Genomic DNA, 16,697 nt, shown 5'->3' with positions numbered 1-16,697 from the left:
CTAAGGAGCCGCGATGCGTGTCGCCCTGTTCCTGACTTGCGTCAACGACACGCTCTATCCGGACACCGGGCGCGCCGTGGTGAAACTGCTGACCAGGCTGGGCGTCGAGGTCGACTTCCCGATGGCCCAGACATGCTGCGGGCAGGCGCACTACAACACCGGCTACCGTCATGAGGCCGAGCCGCTCGCCCGGCATTTCTCCGATGTATTCGGGGAGTACGAGGCGATCGTCACGCCGTCCGGGTCGTGCGGGGCGATGGTGCGGGAGCTGTATCCGCGGATGGGCGAAAGGGCGCGGGCCGAGGGGCGTGGGGACACTCTCGCGGCCACGTTGGCGCCGGTGGTGCCGAAGACGTACGAGCTGACCGAGTTCCTCGTGGATGTGCTCGGGGTGACGGACGTCGGGGCCTACTACCCGCACAAGGTGACCTATCACCCCACCTGCCACGGGCTGCGCAGCCTCGGGCTCGGTGACCGGCCGCTGAAGCTCCTCCGGGCCGTCAAGGGGCTGGAGTTGGTCGAGCTGCCCGGTGCGGACGAGTGCTGTGGGTTCGGCGGGACGTTCGCCGTGAAGAACGCCGATGTCTCGGCGGCGATGGGCGCCGACAAGGTGCGCAACGCCGAGTCGACGGGCGCCGGGGTGCTGTGCGCGGCGGACAACTCCTGTCTCATGCACATCGGGGGCACGATGGCGCGGCTCCACACCGAGATGCGGCCGGTGCACATCGCCGAGATTCTGGCCGCGACGGAGACAGAAGAGGAGGCGGGCGCATGAGCGAGACGTTCGTCGGAATGCCCGCATTTCCCCCGCCCGTCTATCCGGCTTTCCCTGTCGCCGCCCACGAGGCCGTCAACAACCAGACCCTGCGCGGGAATCTGCGCCATGCCACCCACACGATCCGCGCCAAACGGGCCAAGGCCGTGGCGGAGCTGTCCGACTGGACCGCGTTGCGCGAGGCCGGCAAGCAGATCAAGGACCACACCCTCCGTCATCTCGACCGGTATCTGCTCCAGTTGGAGGAGTCGGTGACGGCGGCGGGCGGCATCGTCCACTGGGCCGCCGACGCGGACGAGGCCAACCGGATCGTCACCCGACTCGTCCAGGAGACGGGTGAGTCGGAGGTCGTCAAGGTCAAGTCGATGGCCACGCAGGAGATCGGGCTCAACGAAGCCCTGGAGGCGGCGGGCATCCGCGCCTACGAGACCGATCTCGCCGAACTCATCGTGCAGTTGGGCAAGGATCGCCCCTCGCACATCCTGGTCCCCGCGATCCACCGCAACCGCGGCGAGATCCGGGAGATCTTCGTCCGCGAGATGAGCGAGTGGGGCCGCCCGGCACCGGAAGGACTGACCGACACACCCGCCGAACTCGCCGAGGCCGCACGTCTCCACCTCCGCGAGAAGTTCCTGCGGGCCAAAGTCGGCATCTCCGGCGCCAACTTCATGGTCGCGGACACCGGCACGCTCGTCGTCGTCGAGTCGGAGGGCAACGGCCGGATGTGCCTCACCCTCCCCGAGACGCTGATCTCGGTCGTCGGCATCGAGAAGATCGTGCCCACCTGGCAGGACCTGGAGGTGTTCCTGCAGACCCTCCCCCGCTCCTCGACGGCCGAACGCATGAACCCGTACACCAGCACGTGGACGGGTACGACGGACGGGGACGGGCCGCGCACCTTCCACCTGGTCCTGCTCGACAACGGCCGCACCGACACCCTCGCCGACGAGGTCGGCCGCCAGGCCCTGCGCTGCATCCGCTGCTCGGCCTGTCTGAACGTCTGCCCGGTGTACGAGCGGGCCGGTGGTCACGCCTACGGCTCGGTCTACCCGGGCCCGATCGGCGCCATCCTCAGCCCCCAACTCCGGGGCACGGCAAGCGAGATCGACGCCTCGCTGCCGTACGCCTCGTCGCTGTGCGGTGCCTGCTACGAGGTGTGCCCGGTCGCCATCGACATCCCCGAGGTGCTGGTGCATCTGCGGGAGCGGGTCGTGGAGGGCGGGCCGGTGACCCGCGAGGGCAACAAGGTCGTCCTGCAACCCGCCAAGGGCCATGCCGCCGAGCGCGCGGCGATGCGAGCGGCTCGCTGGACGTTCACCCACCCGGGCGCCCTGCGCACCGGGCAACGGCTCGCGTCCCGCACTCGCCGCTTCCATCCACGGACCCTCCCCGGCCCCGGCAAGGCGTGGAGCGGCACCCGGGACCTGCCGGCCGTGCCCCCGGAGCCGTTCCGCGACTGGTGGCAGCGCACGAACGGTGGAAAGGACGGCTCCAAGTGAGCAGCAGGGAACGGATTCTGGGCCGCGTGGAGCGCGCGCTCGCGGACGTGCCGCAGGACGACACGCCCTACGACCAGGCCTTCGCACGCGGTTATCTGCGCGAGCACGGGGACCGGAGTGTCGAGCAGACGGTGGAGTTGCTCGCCGAGAACCTGGCGGACTACCGGGCGATCGTGCACCGTACGGACCCAGAGGAACTGCCCTACCTCATCATGCGGTTGCTCGCCCAACGGGGACCGCAGTATGTCCTCGTGCCCCCGGGGCTGCCGCCGGAGTGGATGTCGGCCGCCGATCCCACCCGCGTCCACGACCGCGGTGTGAGCACGCCGCACGAACTCGACAAGGTCGAGAGCGTGGTCACGGGCTGCGCCATCGCCATCGCCGAGACCGGCACCATCGTCCTGGACGGCGGCCCGGACCAGGGCCGCCGCCGTATCACGCTCGTCCCCGACCACCACATCTGTGTCGTACGGGTGCCGGACCAGGTCGTCTCCTCGGTCCCCCAGGCGCTCCAACGCCTTGATCCTGCACGCCCGTTGACCTGGATCTCCGGCCCCTCCGCAACCAGTGACATCGAGCTGGACCGGGTCGAGGGGGTGCACGGTCCGCGCACCCTGGAGGTGGTGCTGGTGAGCGGTCAGGCTGGCGCGGAGGTCAACTCATAAGTTCCGGACGGCAGTTGGTAGGAGGCGGTGCCGTCCGTGAAGCCGAGGAACTCCACGCCCAGTGACTCGGCCAGGGGCCCGTTGTCCTCGTGGACGGTCGACGGGTCGGTGGTGGGGATGCGCAGGGTCGCCGTGCTGTTCGCGGGGACGACCGCGCGGTACGTCAACTTCCCTTCCCGTACGGTCCATTCGCTGACGATCTCGCCGTAGGGAGAGACGTGTGAGCCGCTCACCCGGGTGATCCTGCCGGTCGGGTCGGGGTGTGGCCGGAGGAAGAAGTGCTTGAAGCCGGGGTGTTCGGGGTCCTTGGCGATGCCGGCCATGCTCTCGTACATCCACTCCATGATCGCGCCGTAGGCGTAGTGGTTGAAGGAGTTCATGTCGACCGGCCCGAAACCGTCCCGCTTCGAGTACGAGTTCCAGCGCTCCCAGACGGTGGTGGCGCCGTTGGCCACCGAGTAGAGCCAGGACGGCATCGCGTTCTGGTGGAGGAGGCTGTACGCGAGATCGACGCGGCCCTCGGCGGTGAGGACGGGGGCGATGACGTTCACGCCGAGGAAGCCCACGGCGAGGGTGTTCTCCGGGTACTCAACGCGAGTGCTGTCGGGGTGGGCGGCCTTGTAGGCCGGGCTGTTGCCGATGTTGTCGGTGAGCAGGGTGACCAGTTGGCGGTGCTGCGACTCGGTGTCGTAGAAGCCGAGTTTGAGGATCCAGAGCAGGGCGGTCTGGGTGTCGTCCTCGGTCTTGCCGGCGCTGTTGCCGGGGGTGTGGGGCGGTGGGTCGCCGAGGCTCGACCGGACGGTGAGCTGTCCCGTGAGGGCGTCGGTGGCGAAGTACTTGGTGATGAAGGCCCGTTTGATGTGGGTGAACAGCCGCTCATAGGTGGCCGTTTCGGCGGTGCGGCCGGTGGCTCGGGCCATGTCCGCCATGAGGCGGGCGCTGTAGCCGTAGTAGACGTCGCTGATGAGCTGGGTGCTGGTGATCTGGAAGGCGAGCCAGTCGCCGAAGACCGCGCCCTGGCCGGCGTGGGTGTCGCCGGTGCGGTGGCGGATCCAGTCGAGGTACTTGGTCATCGCCGTCCAGCTGCGGTCGATGATCGTGGTGTCGCCGGACATCTGCCACACCGTCCACGGCACGACCACCCCGCAGTCCGCCCAACCGCTCGCCGGGAGCGGCTGGCCGTAGCGGTGGCCGGGGGCGACCCAGGGGAACTGGGCTTTTCCCGCACCGTAGTTGTGCTGTGAGTCGATCAGTGTGTCCTGGAAGTGGCTGAGGAAGGTGACGGCGTCGGTGTTGAACAGGCCCGTGTTGGCGAAGAGTTGGGTGTCGCCGGTCCAGCCGAGACGCTCGTCTCGTTGCGGGCAGTCGGTGGGGACCCAGAGGTAGTTGCCGCGCTGGCCCCAACGGACGTTGCTGATCAGCTGGTTGACGTCCGTGTCGTCGGTGGTGACGGTGCCGATGTCGCGGAGGGCGGAGGTGGCGACCTTGCCGGTGAGCTCGACGAGCGTCACGGTCTCGGTCGTGGTGACGGAGACGTACCGGAAGCCGTAGAAGGTGAGCGAGTCCTGGTGGGTCTCTCCGGCCGGGTCGCCCTTGAGGATGTAGGTGCTGGTGGCCTCGGCGGTGCGCAGGTTCGCGCGGTAGACCGAGCCGGCCGGTCCGTCGGCGCCCGCGCTGTCGTCGTTGAGCATCTCCCCCGGTTTGAAGGCGACTTGGGCGCCTGCCGCGCCGCGCAGGGTGTAGCGGGGCACGCCGACGAGGTTCTGGCCGAGGTCGATGACGGCGGTGTCGCCGGGGTGCAGGGTGACCGAGACGGTCGATGCCCGTACGGGGTCGGTGACCGTGCGGGCGGGGTCGACGACGATGCGACCCTTGCCGTTCGCGCTGCCGTCCTGACCCTCGACCCCCGTGACTCCCGTGTAGACGGTGACGGAGTGCGGCTTGCGGTCCCACTCGGGCATCAGGCGGGCGCTCTCGCCGGGATAGGCGACCAACTGGGCGTCGGGGAAAGGGTCTTGGGCCTCGACAGCGGACCAGGCCGAGGTGTCGAAGCCGTTCGCCGCCCAGCCGGGGAGCTCCTCGCGGGCGTCGTACAGCTGGCCGTCGTAGAGGTCGTCGGTGCGGTAGGGGCCGGTGTCGGTGGCTCGCCAGTCGTCGCCGGGGGCGGTGACGATCGTCTGGGTGGAGCCGTCGGCGTACCGGACGAGGAGTTTCGCCTTGAGGGCGAGAGAGTTGCCGTCGGCCGACCAGTAGACGCTGTTCTCGGAGATGCGGCCGTTGTACCAACCGTTGCCGAGCACGGCCGCGAGGGTGACCTGTGACGGGTCCGCGAGCAGGTCCGTGACGTCGTAGGTGAAGTAGTTGACGGTGGTGTCGTAGTTGGTCCAGCCGGGGGTCAGCAACTCGTAGGTCGTGCCGTCGCCCTGCGGCACCGGGACGCGTCGGCCGTTGACGTAGGCGTCGTACACGCCGAGCGCGGACACGTACAGCCGGGCCTCGCTCACCCGCCCGCCGGTCAGTTCCGCCTGGCGGCGCAGGAGAGGTGCGCCGGAGGTGTTCGGGCATTTACTCGCCATGCCGATCCACTGCGCGCCGTCCCAGCCGGTGACTCCGTCGGTGCTCAGCAGGCCGGTCTCGAAGGAGGCGGTCGGGGCGGCGCGGACGGCGCGGCCGTGTTCGTCCCACACCGTCACCGTCCAGTGGTAGCGGGTCGAGGCGCGCAGTTCGGGGCCCGAGTAGCGGACGGCGACCGAGTCCGACGCGTCGACGCGACCGCTGTCCCAGACGTCGGGGCTGCCGTGGGTCAGCTGCCGGGGCGAGGTGGCGACCTTGATCCGGTACGCCGTCTGGTGCCGGCCCCGCGCGGTGGACGCCATGCGCCAGCCGAACCTCGGGTGTGCCGCGTCCATGCCGAGCGGGTCGGTGCGGTGTTCCACGGTCAGACCCGACACCGTGGTGGTGGCCGATGCGCCGCCCCCGACGCCGCTCCCTCCCGCCATCGCCGCGGGGACGACGCTCAGGGCCGCCGTGGTGAGCAACGTACGGCGGCGCAGCCTTCCGTTGCGGGCCGTCGCGTCGGCTCCGTCGACTCCGTCGTTCATGCCGCTGTCCCTTCGGCCCGCCGGGAGATGGAGGTCGTTCGGATCATGCCAGGGTCCGCATGCCCGCGTCACCAGCCGGTGGGACGCTGTTGAAGGGCGGCGGCGGACCGGCGCCGTTAGCGTGAGGACATGATCCGGTTCGAGCAGGTCAGCAAGCGGTACCCGGACGGTACGACGGCCGTGGACGGGCTGTCCTTCGAGGTGAACGAGGGCGAACTCGTCACGCTGGTGGGCCCGTCCGGCTGCGGCAAGACGACGACCATGATGATGGTCAACCGGCTCATCGAGCCCACCTCCGGCCGGATCCTCGTGAACGGCGAGGACATCGCAGGCGTCGACCCGGTACGGCTGCGCCGCCGTATCGGATACGTCATCCAGCAGGTGGGCCTCTTCCCGCACCGCACGATCCTCGACAACACGGCGACCGTGCCGTCCCTGGTCGGCTGGAAGCGGGCGAAGGCACGGGAGCGGGCCGCCGAGCTGCTCGATCTGGTGGGCCTCGACCCGAAGACGTACGGAGCGCGCTACCCGGAGCAGCTCTCGGGCGGGCAGCGCCAACGCGTCGGTGTGGCGCGGGCGCTGGCCGCCGATCCGCCGGTGCTGCTGATGGACGAACCGTTCGGCGCGGTCGACCCGGTGGTGCGGGAGCAGTTGCAGGACGAGTTCCTGCGGATGCAGGCCGCCGTGCGCAAGACGGTGCTGCTGGTCACGCACGACATCGAGGAGGCGGTACGGCTGGGCGACCGGATCGCCGTGTACGGGCAGGGGCGGATCGAGCAGTACGACACACCCGGCGCGGTGCTCGGCACGCCGGCGACGCCGTATGTCGCCGAGTTCGTGGGCGCGGACCGGGGGCTGAAGCGCTTGTCGGTGACGGAGATCGAGCCCGACGACCTGGAACAGCCGCCGGTCGCCCGCGTGGACGAGCCTGCGCAGCGGGCCGCCGAACGGCTGCGGGTCGAGGGCGCGAGGTGGGCGGTGGTCCTCGACGAACAGGGCGAACTGCAGGGCTGGGTCAAGGCCGACGAACTCACCGCGGGCGGCACGGTCGGCGAACTCGCCCACCGGATGAACGCGTGGGTACCGGTGGGCGCCCCCTTGAAGCAGGCGTTCGGCGTGATGCTCCAGCACGACGCCGGGTGGGTCGCCGTGCTGGACGGGGCACGCTTCCTCGGCGTGCTCACCCCGGCGAAGCTGCATGAGGCGCTACGGCGGTCCGTGGACGCGGACGCGCTCGGGGTGCCCCGGGGGCAGGTGGACTTCGACTCGGTGGCGGACGCGTGAGGGTCGCTCGGCGGCTCAGGAGTAGGTGACGGGGCAGCCCTGTCGGAGCGCGTGCTGGGCGGCGCGCAGGTACAGAGCCACGTAGAAGGCCGTGTCCAGGTCCTCGCTCCAGCGGCCGGGCACGGCAGCGGCCAGCTCCTCCGCCTCGCCCTCCAGGAACCAGAACGTCAGGGCGAGGTTCCCGGACACCTCCGGTATCCCGGCGGGCAGTTCGAGTGCCGCGGCCAGCCGCTCGGCCACGGCGAGCACCTGGGGTGCACCCGCGATCACCGTCTCGTCCGTGTAGGCGGAGCCGATGGGCAGCCGTATCTCCTCGTCGAGCGAGATCGGCACCAGCACCGTCCAGTCGCCGATCAACTCCCGCTCGGCAGGCGTCAGTTCGGCACGGCACAGCGCGTCGAACCCCTGCATGGACGGGCTCAGCTTCTCCTCGAACGCCGACCCGAAGTCCCGCTCGGGCACGGACGCGTACGACGGCAGTCCGCGCCGGGCCAGCTCCGCGTCGAGGCCCTTGGCGATCGCGCCCATCCCCCCTTCCCCCGTGTCCTCACTCAGCCACTCCCCCGCACCGACATCGACCAGATAGACACCCATGCCCGAACGGTACAAGCCGCCACTGACAATCCCCGTGGCCTCACTTCAACAGCCCCTTGTCCTTGAGATACGTCCGCGCCACGTCTTGCGCCAACCTCCGCCAGCTGTCGACCTGTTGGTTCATGGAGGCAAGGTCGGCCGTGGTGAGCACGCCATTGAGTTCCCCCAGCGCCTTGGTCACGCCCGTGCTCCCCGCCCGGGAGCGGTTGACGACCGGGACGACGTAGTCGGCGTTCTGGAGGTGCTTGTCGTCGGCGAGGAGGACCAGGCCGAACTGGTCGAGCGTGGCGTCGGTCGTCGTGGTCAGCACCATCTGGTCCTGGCCGTTCTGCACCGCGCTCTTCGCCTGGGTCGTGCCGACGCCCTTCGGGTCGACGGCGGTGATGTCGATGCCGTAGGTCTTCTTCAACCCCGGTTCGCAGTACGGCCGTTGCACACACTCGTCGCCCGCCGCGAGCCGTACCTTCAGTCCCGAGGCGCCCAGGTCACTGAGGGTCTTCAGGTGGTGCTCGTTGGCGTACGAGCGGGCCACGGCGAAGGCGTTCTGGTCGACGGCCTTGCCGGGGTCGAGGACCGTGAGGCCGCGGGGCGTGGCCAGTTTGCGCAGTGCCTTCATCGTGGTGGTGAGGTCGGGTGAGCCGACGGCCGGGGCATTCGGGCCGTTGGTCTTGGCGTTGAGCCAGTCGGAGAAGGTGGCCGCGTACTCGGGTACGACGTCGATCTGCCCTGATTCCAGGGCGGGTTCGTAGAGTTCGCGGTTGGCGACGGTGAGCAGGGACGTCTTGTAGCCGGCCTGGTTCAGCAGGAGCGCGTACATCTGGGCGAGCAGGTCGCTCTCGGTGAAACCGGCCGAGCCGATGGTCAGGTGGTGGCTGTCGCCGGGCGGTGCGGTGACGGCTTCCTGATTCTCCAGGGACGGCCCGGTCGAGCAGCCGGTGACCAGGAGGAGGAGGCCAGCGGCAGCCATGCGTCGCATTCGCTTCATCGTGCTCTCCCCGCCCACCGGGGCGCCAGCCGTTCGGCGACCTCGAAGACGCCCTCGACGAGCAGCGCGAACACGGCGACAAGCACCGCCCCGGCCACCACCTGTGCGGTGTTGGCGAGGTTGAACCCGGCGGTGATGATGCGGCCGAGTCCGCCGCCGCCCGCGAGCGCGGCGATCGTGGCGGTGGCGACGAGTTGGACGGCCGCGATCCGGACGCCGTTCATCAACAGCGGGAGGGAAAGCGGCAGTTCGACACGGAACAGCATCTGACGGCCCGTCATTCCCATGCCGCGCGCGGCCCGCACCACATCGCGGTCGACCTCGCGCATGCCGACGTAGGCGTTGGTGAGCAGCGGCGGTACGGCGAACAGGACCAAGGCGACGACCGTGGGCCCCTCGCCCCACTTGCCGATCGGGGTCAGGAGCAGCAGCACCAGCACGGCGAAGGTGGGCACCGCGCGGCCGATGTTGGAGATGTTGACGGCGAGCGCGCCGCCCTTGCCGAGGTGGCCGAGAACGAGGGCGATCGGCAGCGCGATCAGGCAGCTGATGACGAGGCAGACGACTGTGAGCACGAGGTGCTGCGCGAGCCGGTGCCAGATGCCGTCGTCGCCGGACCAGTGGGCGGAGTTCGTGAGCCAATGCCAGGCGTCGGTAAGGGTGTTCATCCGCGGATCGCCCTTGTCCAGGGGGTGATGAGCCGTTGCACGAGCAGGAGAAGCAGGTCGGCGACGATCGCGATCACCACGCAGAGCACGGACGCGGTGAGCACCTGTGCCTTGAAGTAGGTGTTCATGCCCGCGTAGATGAGGTTGCCGAGTCCCCCGAAGCCGACGATCGCACCGACCGTGACCAGCGAGACCGCCGAGACGGTGGCGATGCGCAGGCCGGCCATCGCGGCGGGCAGGGCGAGGGGCAGTTCCACGGTGAGAAGGAGGCGGATCGGGCCGTAGCCCATGCCGCGTGCCGCCTGTCGGGTCTCCTCGGGGACGGCGCGCAGGCCCGCGAGGATGTTGCGGACGAGCAGGGTGAGTGAGTAGAGGACGAGTCCGGCGACGACGAGGGTGGCCGAGAGGCCGTAGACGGGGAGGAGCAGCGAGAACATCGCGAGGGACGGGATCGTGTAGAGGATCGTCGTGACCGCGAGCACCGGTCCCGCCGCCCAGCCCCAGCGGCGGGCCACCACCGCGAGCGGGAGGGCGATGGCCAGGCCGATCAGTACCGAGATCGCGGTGAGCTGGAGGTGCTGGACGGCCGCGTCGAGGAGGATGTGGCGGCGGGTGCTCAGGTACTCGCCGCAGATCCACTCGTTGCGGGCGAGGCAGTCGTCCGGGGGCGCGGTCACAGGTCCATTGCATCGGGCGGGGCCGGGGGCGGCGCGTTCTGGTGACCCGTACGGGCGGTCGGTCAGGGGTTCCAGTAGGTGGAGAGGGAGGCGATGAAGACCGCGGCGGACGTCAGGACCACGAGTTGCGTGACGGCCGTGGTCCAGAGGCGGCAGGCGATCGCCAGGGCGACGGTCACGGCCTCGACCCGGCAGAGGAAGACGACACAGTCGTGCTGGTAGGAGGCGGCCGTGGCGTCCATCATTCCGCTGTCGCCCATCCAGTCCGCGGTGAAGACGCCTTCGCTGCCGAGCACGAGGATCAGCGCGACGAGGAGGACGTCCACGCCGACGAGCAGCCCGCGCGCGACGGCGTCGACCCGCCGGTGTGCGCGCGAGCGGTGCAGGACGCGCTGCGGGAAGCCGGCTGCGGGGGTGCCCTGGTCGGTCATCGGGTGCCTCCGCCGGGGCCCGTGGTGTTGGTACTGGTACTGCTGGTGCTGGTTCGCCACGGTCCGACGCCGAGTCGTCCCGTCGTCCCGAGGTCGAGGCCGCCGTCCGGTGACAGGAGGACGGGCAGCGCCCCGGTCCGGACCGCGACCGTCAGATACGGCACGTAGTCCGCGGCGCCGAAGCCGGTGGCGGTGTTGCGCCACAGCAGGCCGGCGAAGGCCCGCTCGCCGGGGGCCAGCGTCACCGCGTCCGGCGCGTCGTCGAATCCGGTCACCGTGGCGATACCGCCGCTGCCGTGGATCACCGACACGCTGGTCACGTGCTGCTGGTCGCGGTCGAGCAGCCTGATCTCGGGGTAGCCCTCTACGCGGTAAGTGCGGGTACCGCAGTTCTCCAGGGTGAGGGCCATGGCGCGCAGGCCCAGCGCGGGGTTCACCGGTCCGGCCGTGACGCGGATGCCCTCGCGCGGACAGACCGGGCCCGGCTTCGACAGTCCGGCGGCGGGATCGTCGTACGCCACGTCCGCGACCGTCCAGATGGCGGCGCCGACGAGGAGCCCCACCACCATGACCAGCACGGTGTCGTACACGCCTCTCGGCATCCTTCTCGGCATCCACAGAGTCGATCAAGAACGGGCCGGGACCGCTGTGGCGGAAGCCATACCTCCGGTCACAGCCCTGTCACAGCGTCCCCCTGAGAGCCCGGCCTCGGGGGTGTCGCTGAGTACACCCCGGGATACGGGTTCTGCGCCCAATGTGCGCAACCGGCGTTCTCCGTAGCGTCGTTGGCGAGGCACAGGGCGTGCCGCACGGAGGGTGAGAGCGATGTTTCGCACCGTACGACGGACGCACGACAAGGGACCCGCCGCCGAAGCGCTGCGGCTGGTCAAGGTGAGCAGGACCTACGGCCGTGACGACAGCGCCGTGACCGCGCTGGACGGGGTCACGCTGAGCCTGGAGCGCGGGACGTTCACCGCGGTGATGGGGCCTTCGGGGTCCGGCAAGTCGACGCTGTTGCAGTGCGCGGCGGGGCTCGACCGGCCGGACAGCGGGATCGTGATGGTCGACGGCGTGGAGATGACGGGCGGGAGCGAGGCGGAGCTGACGCGGTTCCGGCGCGGTCGGATCGGGTTCGTGTTCCAGCAGTACAACCTCCTGGACACGCTCACCGTCGCGCAGAACACCGTGCTGCCGCTGAAGCTCGCGGGGCGGCGCGTCGACCGGCGGCGGGCCCAGGAGGTGCTGACCTCGGTCGGGCTCGGGGACCGGCTCGGCCACCGTCCCGACCAGCTCTCCGGCGGTCAGCGACAGCGGGTCGCGATCGCCCGCGCGCTGGTCACCGAACCCCGGGTGATCTTCGCGGACGAGCCGACGGGCGCCCTCGACACGCGCAGCGCGCGGGGTGTGCTGCTGCTGTTGCGGGAGGCGGTGCGGGTGCACGGCCGGACCGTGGTGATGGTGACGCACGACCCGGTCGCGGCCTCGTACGCCGACTCGGTGGTGTTCCTCGCGGACGGCAGGCTCGCCGGCCGGATGCACGCGCCGACCGTCGACGCGGTCGCCGAGCGGCTGGCGCACCTGGGTGACGACGTGACGGTGGGGGTGTGAGCGATGTTCATCCTGGCGATGCGTTCGATCCGGCAACGGCCGGGCCGCTTCCTGGCGACGCTGCTGGCCGCGTTCCTGGGCGCGGCGATCATCATGACGTTCAACTCCCTTCAGGACACGGCGAGTCGGCACGGCATCGACTCGGTCAGCGCCGACACGCTCTCCACGTCGGCGAGTGTCGTCGGAGGCTACGGAACCCTGCTGGTGTTCTTCGCTGTAGCGTCGACACTGACCGTCAACGTCCGTCAACGGTCGAGGGAGTTGGAGACCCTGCGCTGCTCGGGCGCGACTCCGGCGCAGCTCAAGCGGATGGTCGTGGGTGAGGCGGTGGCCGTCGCGCTGCTGGGCGCGATCCTCGCCGTCGGTCCCGCGATGCTCGGCGGACGCGCCTTGCTCGGGGCGTTCAAGGACAGCGGCCAAGTCGCCCGTTCCGTCGACTACTCCTTCGGCCCCTTCACCCTCCAATCGGGCCTGGGCATCACGCTGTTGGCGTCGGCGGGCGCCGCGTTCCTGGCCGTACGACGGGCGACACGCGGGCGCCGTCAGCAGGGCCGGGCGCGGACGTTCTTCACGTACGCCGCGCTGGTCGCCGGTGTGGTGTCGGTGACGGCGACCTTCGCCTTCTCCGCCACGGACGCGGCGCTGATGGCGGCACCGGCGTACGGTGCGATCCTGCTCTCGGTCGGCCTCGCCCTGCTGGCACCCCGCCTGCTGAAGGGCCTGCTCGACCGGCTCCAACTGACCGGCGCGAGCGGCTGGTTGGCGATCCGCAACCTCCGCGAGCGGGCCGACCAGCTCGCCGGGATCCTGATGTCGCTGATCCTCTTCACGGCGGTGTCCACGGCGACCCTGTACATGCAGGCGGTGGAGAGCGACGCGGTGAAGGCCTCGGGCCTCACGAAGTCGGTGGACGCGAAGAACCTGGAGACCCTCAACTTCACGGTTGTCGGCATCATCGTGGTCTTCGTCTGCGTGATGCTGGTCAACTCCCTGTACGCGGCGACGACTTACCGCGCCCGCGAGTTCGGCGGCCAGCGCCTGGCGGGCGCGACTCCGGGGCAGGTGCTGCGCACGGTCGGCACGGAGACGGCGATCCTCACCATCACCGGCGTCCTGTCCGGCACGGCGGCCGCGCTGGCGGGGATCATCCCGTTCACCATGGTCCGCACGGACTCGGTCCTCCCGCACCAGGGCCTCGGAATCTGGCTGACGGTCGTAGCGGTGGCGGCGACGGTGACCCTGGGCACGAGCCTGCTGACGGCACGGCGCGTGCTGCGCACACCGGCGGTGGAGGCGGTGGCATTGACCGCGTGAGCACAATCGGCCAGGAGAGGGGCAGCCGCTACACCGGCTGCCCCTCGACCCACGGTCCGGCAGCGCCCCAAAGGTGCGCGGGGCTGTATCGATTTACGGCTCCGCCGCGTGGGCGCGACCAGCCCCCACGGCGCCGCAGCCGAACAACGACATGACCCAACGTTCAGGCAACCCCGGCCGCATCCAACAACGTCCGCACAGTCTCGACAGTCAACCCGTCCAACGACTCCAGCTTCGCCCCGGCACGAGCACTGGCCCCATCGAAGACCAGCATCAACTGCCGTGCCAGCAAACCCGGATCACGCGCGCCCCCCAACTCGGCCTGCTCCCGAAACGCGTCCTTCAGTTTCTCCTTGGCAGCCCGGGCCACCACGCTCGCCGGATGCTCGGGATCCTTCAGCTCGACCATCGTGGCAAGGAAGGGACAGCCCAGATAGCCGTCCTCGGTCGACGACTTCTCCGCCTGCTCGAAGACGTACAGGATCCGCTCGCGCGGCGTACCGGCATCATCCGGACCGGGCGTGAGCCGCGCCGCGTACCCGGGCGCACGCCGCTCCAGGCTCGCGGCGAGCACCTCGTCCTTGCTGTCGAAGAGCTGGTACATCGACCGCTTCGAGACCCCGGCCGACTTGCACAGCGCCTCGACGCCGATGGAGACACCGTCGCGGTAGAACAGCTCGGCCGCCGCATCGAGCAGCCGGTCCCGGGGTGACGCCTTGTCTGTCGTGGCCATACACCGAGGTTACCGCGCCGAGAGCCAAGAGGAAACCGATCGGTGTACGAGCTTGCGCAGGCACCCGATCCCGGGTGACAGTGAAGGTGAACAAGCGCTTAGATATGTTGCCGCGCACCGACGTACCACCCGCGATCCGCCGGAGGCCCCGTGTTCCGTTCCGTCGACGAAGTCGCCGCTCGCCTCGCCGAGACCGGCTATCTGGCCTCGCCCGCGGTCGCCACGACCGTCTTCCTCGCCGACCGCCTCGGCAAGCCGCTCCTCGTCGAGGGCCCGGCCGGCGTCGGCAAGACGGAGCTGGCCAAGGCCGTCGCCGAGGTCGCCGGGGCACGGCTGGTCCGGCTCCAGTGCTACGAGGGCGTCGACGAGTCCCGGGCGCTGTACGAGTGGAACCACGCCAAGCAACTGCTGCGCATCAGCGCGGGCCGCGACGAGAGCTGGGACGAGACCCGCACCGACATCTTCAGCGAGGAGTTCCTGCTCCCCCGCCCGCTGCTCACGGCGATCCGCGGCGACGACCCGAAGGTCCTGCTGATCGACGAGACCGACAAGGCGGACGTCGAGGTGGAGGGTCTGCTGCTGGAGATACTCAGCGACTTCCAGGTCACCGTCCCGGAGTTGGGCACGATCACCGCGACCCGCCGCCCCTTCGTGGTCCTCACCTCGAACGCGAGCCGCGAGCTCTCCGAGGCCCTGCGCCGCCGCTGCCTGTTCCTCCATATCGGCTTCCCCGACGAGGAGTTGGAGCGTCGGATCGTACGGCTGAAGGTGCCGGGGCTCGGCGAGGCGCTGGCCGAGTCCGTGGTCCGGGTGGTCGGGGCGCTGCGCGAGATGGAACTGCGGAAGGTCCCGTCGGTGGCCGAGACCATCGACTGGGCCCGCACTCTCCTCGCCCTGGGCGCCGACACCCTCGACGAGACCGTCGTACGGGACACCCTCGGCGTCCTCCTCAAGCACCAGGACGACATCCTGCGGGCAGCGGCCAAGCTCGACCTGGACGCCGTGTGACCGCCACCGGTGTCACCGAGCGGCTGACCGGCCTCGTCGGGGCACTGCGCGCGCACGGTCTGCGGATCGGTACCGGCGAGACCGTGGACGCGGCGCAGGCCATGGAGGCGCTCGGGTTCGCGGACCGTGAGCTGCTGCGCGAGGGACTGGCCGCGACGCTGCTGCACGGCACGGGTCAACGCCCGGTGTTCGACCCGGTCTTCGACCTCTACTTCCCGCGCGGTGTCGGAGCACCGCAGGGCGAGCCCACCAACCGCGAGGACCTCCGTGACCGGCTCGCGGCGGCGCTCGCCGCCAACGACCGAGCGTTGATGGGGCAGTTGGCGGCGGAGGCCGTCGACGGTTTCGGCGGCTACGGCAACTCCCCGGCGTCGGACGGCTGGTCGTCGCACCAGACCCTGGAGTGGCTACGTCCGCAGACGCTGCTGGCCCGGGTGCGGACGAGCATCCGGGCGGAGGGCGGGGGCCGGTCCGGGTTCACCGACCGGCTGCTCGACGACGAGATCCGGCAGCGTATCGAGGGGTTCCGGCGGCAGGTCGCCCTGGAGGCGCGGCGCCGGGTCGCCGAGCGGCGCGGCCGGGACGAGCTCGCCCGGCGGGCCATCGCGCCGACGGCCGACCGCGTCGACTTCCTGTTCGCCGGCCGGGCCCAACTGGCCGAACTGCGCAGGGCTGTTCAGCCGCTGGCCCGGAAGCTGGCCACCCGCCTCGCCGCCCGCCGGCGTCGCGCCTCCCGGGGCACGATCGACCTCCGCCGCACCCTGCGCGGCTCACTCTCGACGGGCGGGGTGCCGATGCGGCCGGTACTGCGCCGGCGTCGGCCCGTCCGGCCCGAACTGGTGCTGCTGTGCGATGTGTCGGGCTCGGTGTCGGGCTTCTCCGACTTCACGATGCTGCTGGTGCAGGCGCTGCACGACCAGTTCAGCAAGGTGCGCGTGTTCGCCTTCGTCAACCGCCTCGACGAGGTGACACCGCTGCTCGTCCACGGCACGGCCGACCCCGAGGGCCTCGGCACCCGCATCCGCGACGAGGCCACCCTCACCGGCTGGCACGGAAGCAGCGACTACGGCGTCGCCCTGGGCGAGTTCGCGGAGCGGTACGGCGACGCGGTCGGCCCGCGTACGACCGTGTTCGTGCTCGGCGACGCCCGCACCAACATGAGCGACCCGAATCTCCCGGCCGTCCGGCAGATCGCCCAACGGGCCCGCCGCGTCTACTGGTTGAACCCCGAGCAGCGCTCCCAGTGGGGCACCGGCGACTCGGCCGCGCCCGACTACGCGGAGCTGGTCGAGATGCACGAGTGCCGGAACGCGCAGCAACTCAGCACACTGGTCGGCCGGTTGCTGCCGATCTGA

At 70.3% G+C, this 16,697-nt stretch carries 16 protein-coding genes; 8 read left to right on the top strand and 8 right to left on the bottom strand.

The features are described 5' to 3' along the window. Positions 1-13: 13 nt before the first annotated feature. From OG588_RS45235 to OG588_RS45225, 3 genes are read left to right on the top strand one after another with little or no spacing between them, the layout of a single operon-like run. Complete coding sequence (locus tag OG588_RS45235) at positions 14-775, top strand: (Fe-S)-binding protein (RefSeq protein ID WP_405952359.1); 762 nt, start codon at positions 14-16, stop codon at positions 773-775. After that, on the top strand, positions 772-2,274 hold the full coding sequence (locus OG588_RS45230; protein WP_405952358.1) for a LutB/LldF family L-lactate oxidation iron-sulfur protein: 1,503 nt from the start codon (positions 772-774) through the stop codon (positions 2,272-2,274). Before OG588_RS45235 ends, OG588_RS45230 begins: the two co-directional genes overlap by 4 nt. Continuing rightward, the gene (locus OG588_RS45225; RefSeq protein WP_405952357.1) at positions 2,271-2,939 is read left to right on the top strand and encodes a lactate utilization protein C; all 669 of its coding nucleotides are present in this window, start codon (positions 2,271-2,273) and stop codon (positions 2,937-2,939) included. Before OG588_RS45230 ends, OG588_RS45225 begins: the two co-directional genes overlap by 4 nt. Here the strand turns inward: OG588_RS45225 and OG588_RS45220 are convergent. After that, on the bottom strand, positions 2,912-6,040 hold the full coding sequence (locus OG588_RS45220; RefSeq protein WP_405952356.1) for a family 78 glycoside hydrolase catalytic domain: 3,129 nt from the start codon (positions 6,038-6,040) through the stop codon (positions 2,912-2,914). The two genes, OG588_RS45225 and OG588_RS45220, sit on opposite strands and share 28 nt — an antisense overlap. A 129-nt stretch (positions 6,041-6,169) precedes the next feature. On the opposite strand from OG588_RS45220, the gene OG588_RS45215 reads away from it, so the two are divergent. Then, positions 6,170-7,324, top strand: a complete 1,155-nt coding sequence (locus OG588_RS45215; RefSeq protein ID WP_405952355.1) for a betaine/proline/choline family ABC transporter ATP-binding protein — start codon at positions 6,170-6,172, stop codon at positions 7,322-7,324. 15 nt (positions 7,325-7,339) lie between these two features. Here OG588_RS45215 and OG588_RS45210 read toward each other — a convergent pair whose 3' ends face one another. From OG588_RS45210 to OG588_RS45185, 6 genes are all read right to left on the bottom strand, one after another. Next, complete coding sequence (locus tag OG588_RS45210; protein WP_405952354.1) at positions 7,340-7,918, bottom strand: hypothetical protein; 579 nt, start codon at positions 7,916-7,918, stop codon at positions 7,340-7,342. A gap of 40 nt (positions 7,919-7,958) precedes the next feature. Beyond that, positions 7,959-8,885: an ABC transporter substrate-binding protein gene (locus OG588_RS45205; RefSeq protein ID WP_405952353.1), complete on the bottom strand. Its 927-nt coding sequence runs from the start codon at positions 8,883-8,885 to the stop codon at positions 7,959-7,961. A gap of 14 nt (positions 8,886-8,899) precedes the next feature. Further along, positions 8,900-9,571: an ABC transporter permease gene (locus OG588_RS45200; protein WP_405952352.1), complete on the bottom strand. Its 672-nt coding sequence runs from the start codon at positions 9,569-9,571 to the stop codon at positions 8,900-8,902. Beyond that, positions 9,568-10,248: an ABC transporter permease gene (locus OG588_RS45195; RefSeq protein WP_405952351.1), complete on the bottom strand. Its 681-nt coding sequence runs from the start codon at positions 10,246-10,248 to the stop codon at positions 9,568-9,570. The genes OG588_RS45200 and OG588_RS45195 overlap by 4 nt, the downstream gene beginning before the upstream one ends. A gap of 62 nt (positions 10,249-10,310) precedes the next feature. Then, positions 10,311-10,679, bottom strand: coding sequence for a hypothetical protein (locus OG588_RS45190; RefSeq protein ID WP_405952350.1), 369 nt, complete (start codon positions 10,677-10,679; stop codon positions 10,311-10,313). Beyond that, positions 10,676-11,269, bottom strand: a complete 594-nt coding sequence (locus tag OG588_RS45185) for a DUF4232 domain-containing protein (RefSeq protein WP_405952349.1) — start codon at positions 11,267-11,269, stop codon at positions 10,676-10,678. Before OG588_RS45185 ends, OG588_RS45190 begins: the two co-directional genes overlap by 4 nt. A gap of 235 nt (positions 11,270-11,504) precedes the next feature. Between OG588_RS45185 and OG588_RS45180 the strand changes: the two genes are divergently transcribed. Beyond that, positions 11,505-12,287, top strand: a complete 783-nt coding sequence (locus tag OG588_RS45180) for an ABC transporter ATP-binding protein (protein WP_405952348.1) — start codon at positions 11,505-11,507, stop codon at positions 12,285-12,287. 3 nt (positions 12,288-12,290) lie between these two features. Beyond that, positions 12,291-13,601: an FtsX-like permease family protein gene (locus tag OG588_RS45175; protein ID WP_405952347.1), complete on the top strand. Its 1,311-nt coding sequence runs from the start codon at positions 12,291-12,293 to the stop codon at positions 13,599-13,601. A 163-nt stretch (positions 13,602-13,764) separates the two neighbouring features. Here the strand turns inward: OG588_RS45175 and OG588_RS45170 are convergent, their stop codons facing one another. Beyond that, positions 13,765-14,334 carry a TetR/AcrR family transcriptional regulator gene (locus OG588_RS45170; RefSeq protein WP_405952346.1) on the bottom strand — a complete coding sequence of 190 codons (570 nt, stop codon included), beginning with the start codon at positions 14,332-14,334 and terminating at the stop codon, positions 13,765-13,767. Between the two features lie 150 nt (positions 14,335-14,484). On the opposite strand from OG588_RS45170, the gene OG588_RS45165 reads away from it, so the two are divergent. Beyond that, positions 14,485-15,342 (top strand): MoxR family ATPase, encoded by an 858-nt coding sequence (locus tag OG588_RS45165; protein ID WP_266865608.1) that lies wholly within the window; start codon positions 14,485-14,487, stop codon positions 15,340-15,342. Continuing rightward, complete coding sequence (locus OG588_RS45160; RefSeq protein WP_405952345.1) at positions 15,339-16,697, top strand: vWA domain-containing protein; 1,359 nt, start codon at positions 15,339-15,341, stop codon at positions 16,695-16,697. Before OG588_RS45165 ends, OG588_RS45160 begins: the two co-directional genes overlap by 4 nt.

The sequence above is a fragment of the Streptomyces prunicolor genome (genome assembly GCF_045162825.1).
Taxonomy (GTDB): Bacteria; Actinomycetota; Actinomycetes; order Streptomycetales; family Streptomycetaceae; genus Streptomyces; species Streptomyces prunicolor.
Note: the sequence above shows the minus strand (reverse complement) of the source record. Positions and strands in the feature narration are given on the sequence as shown.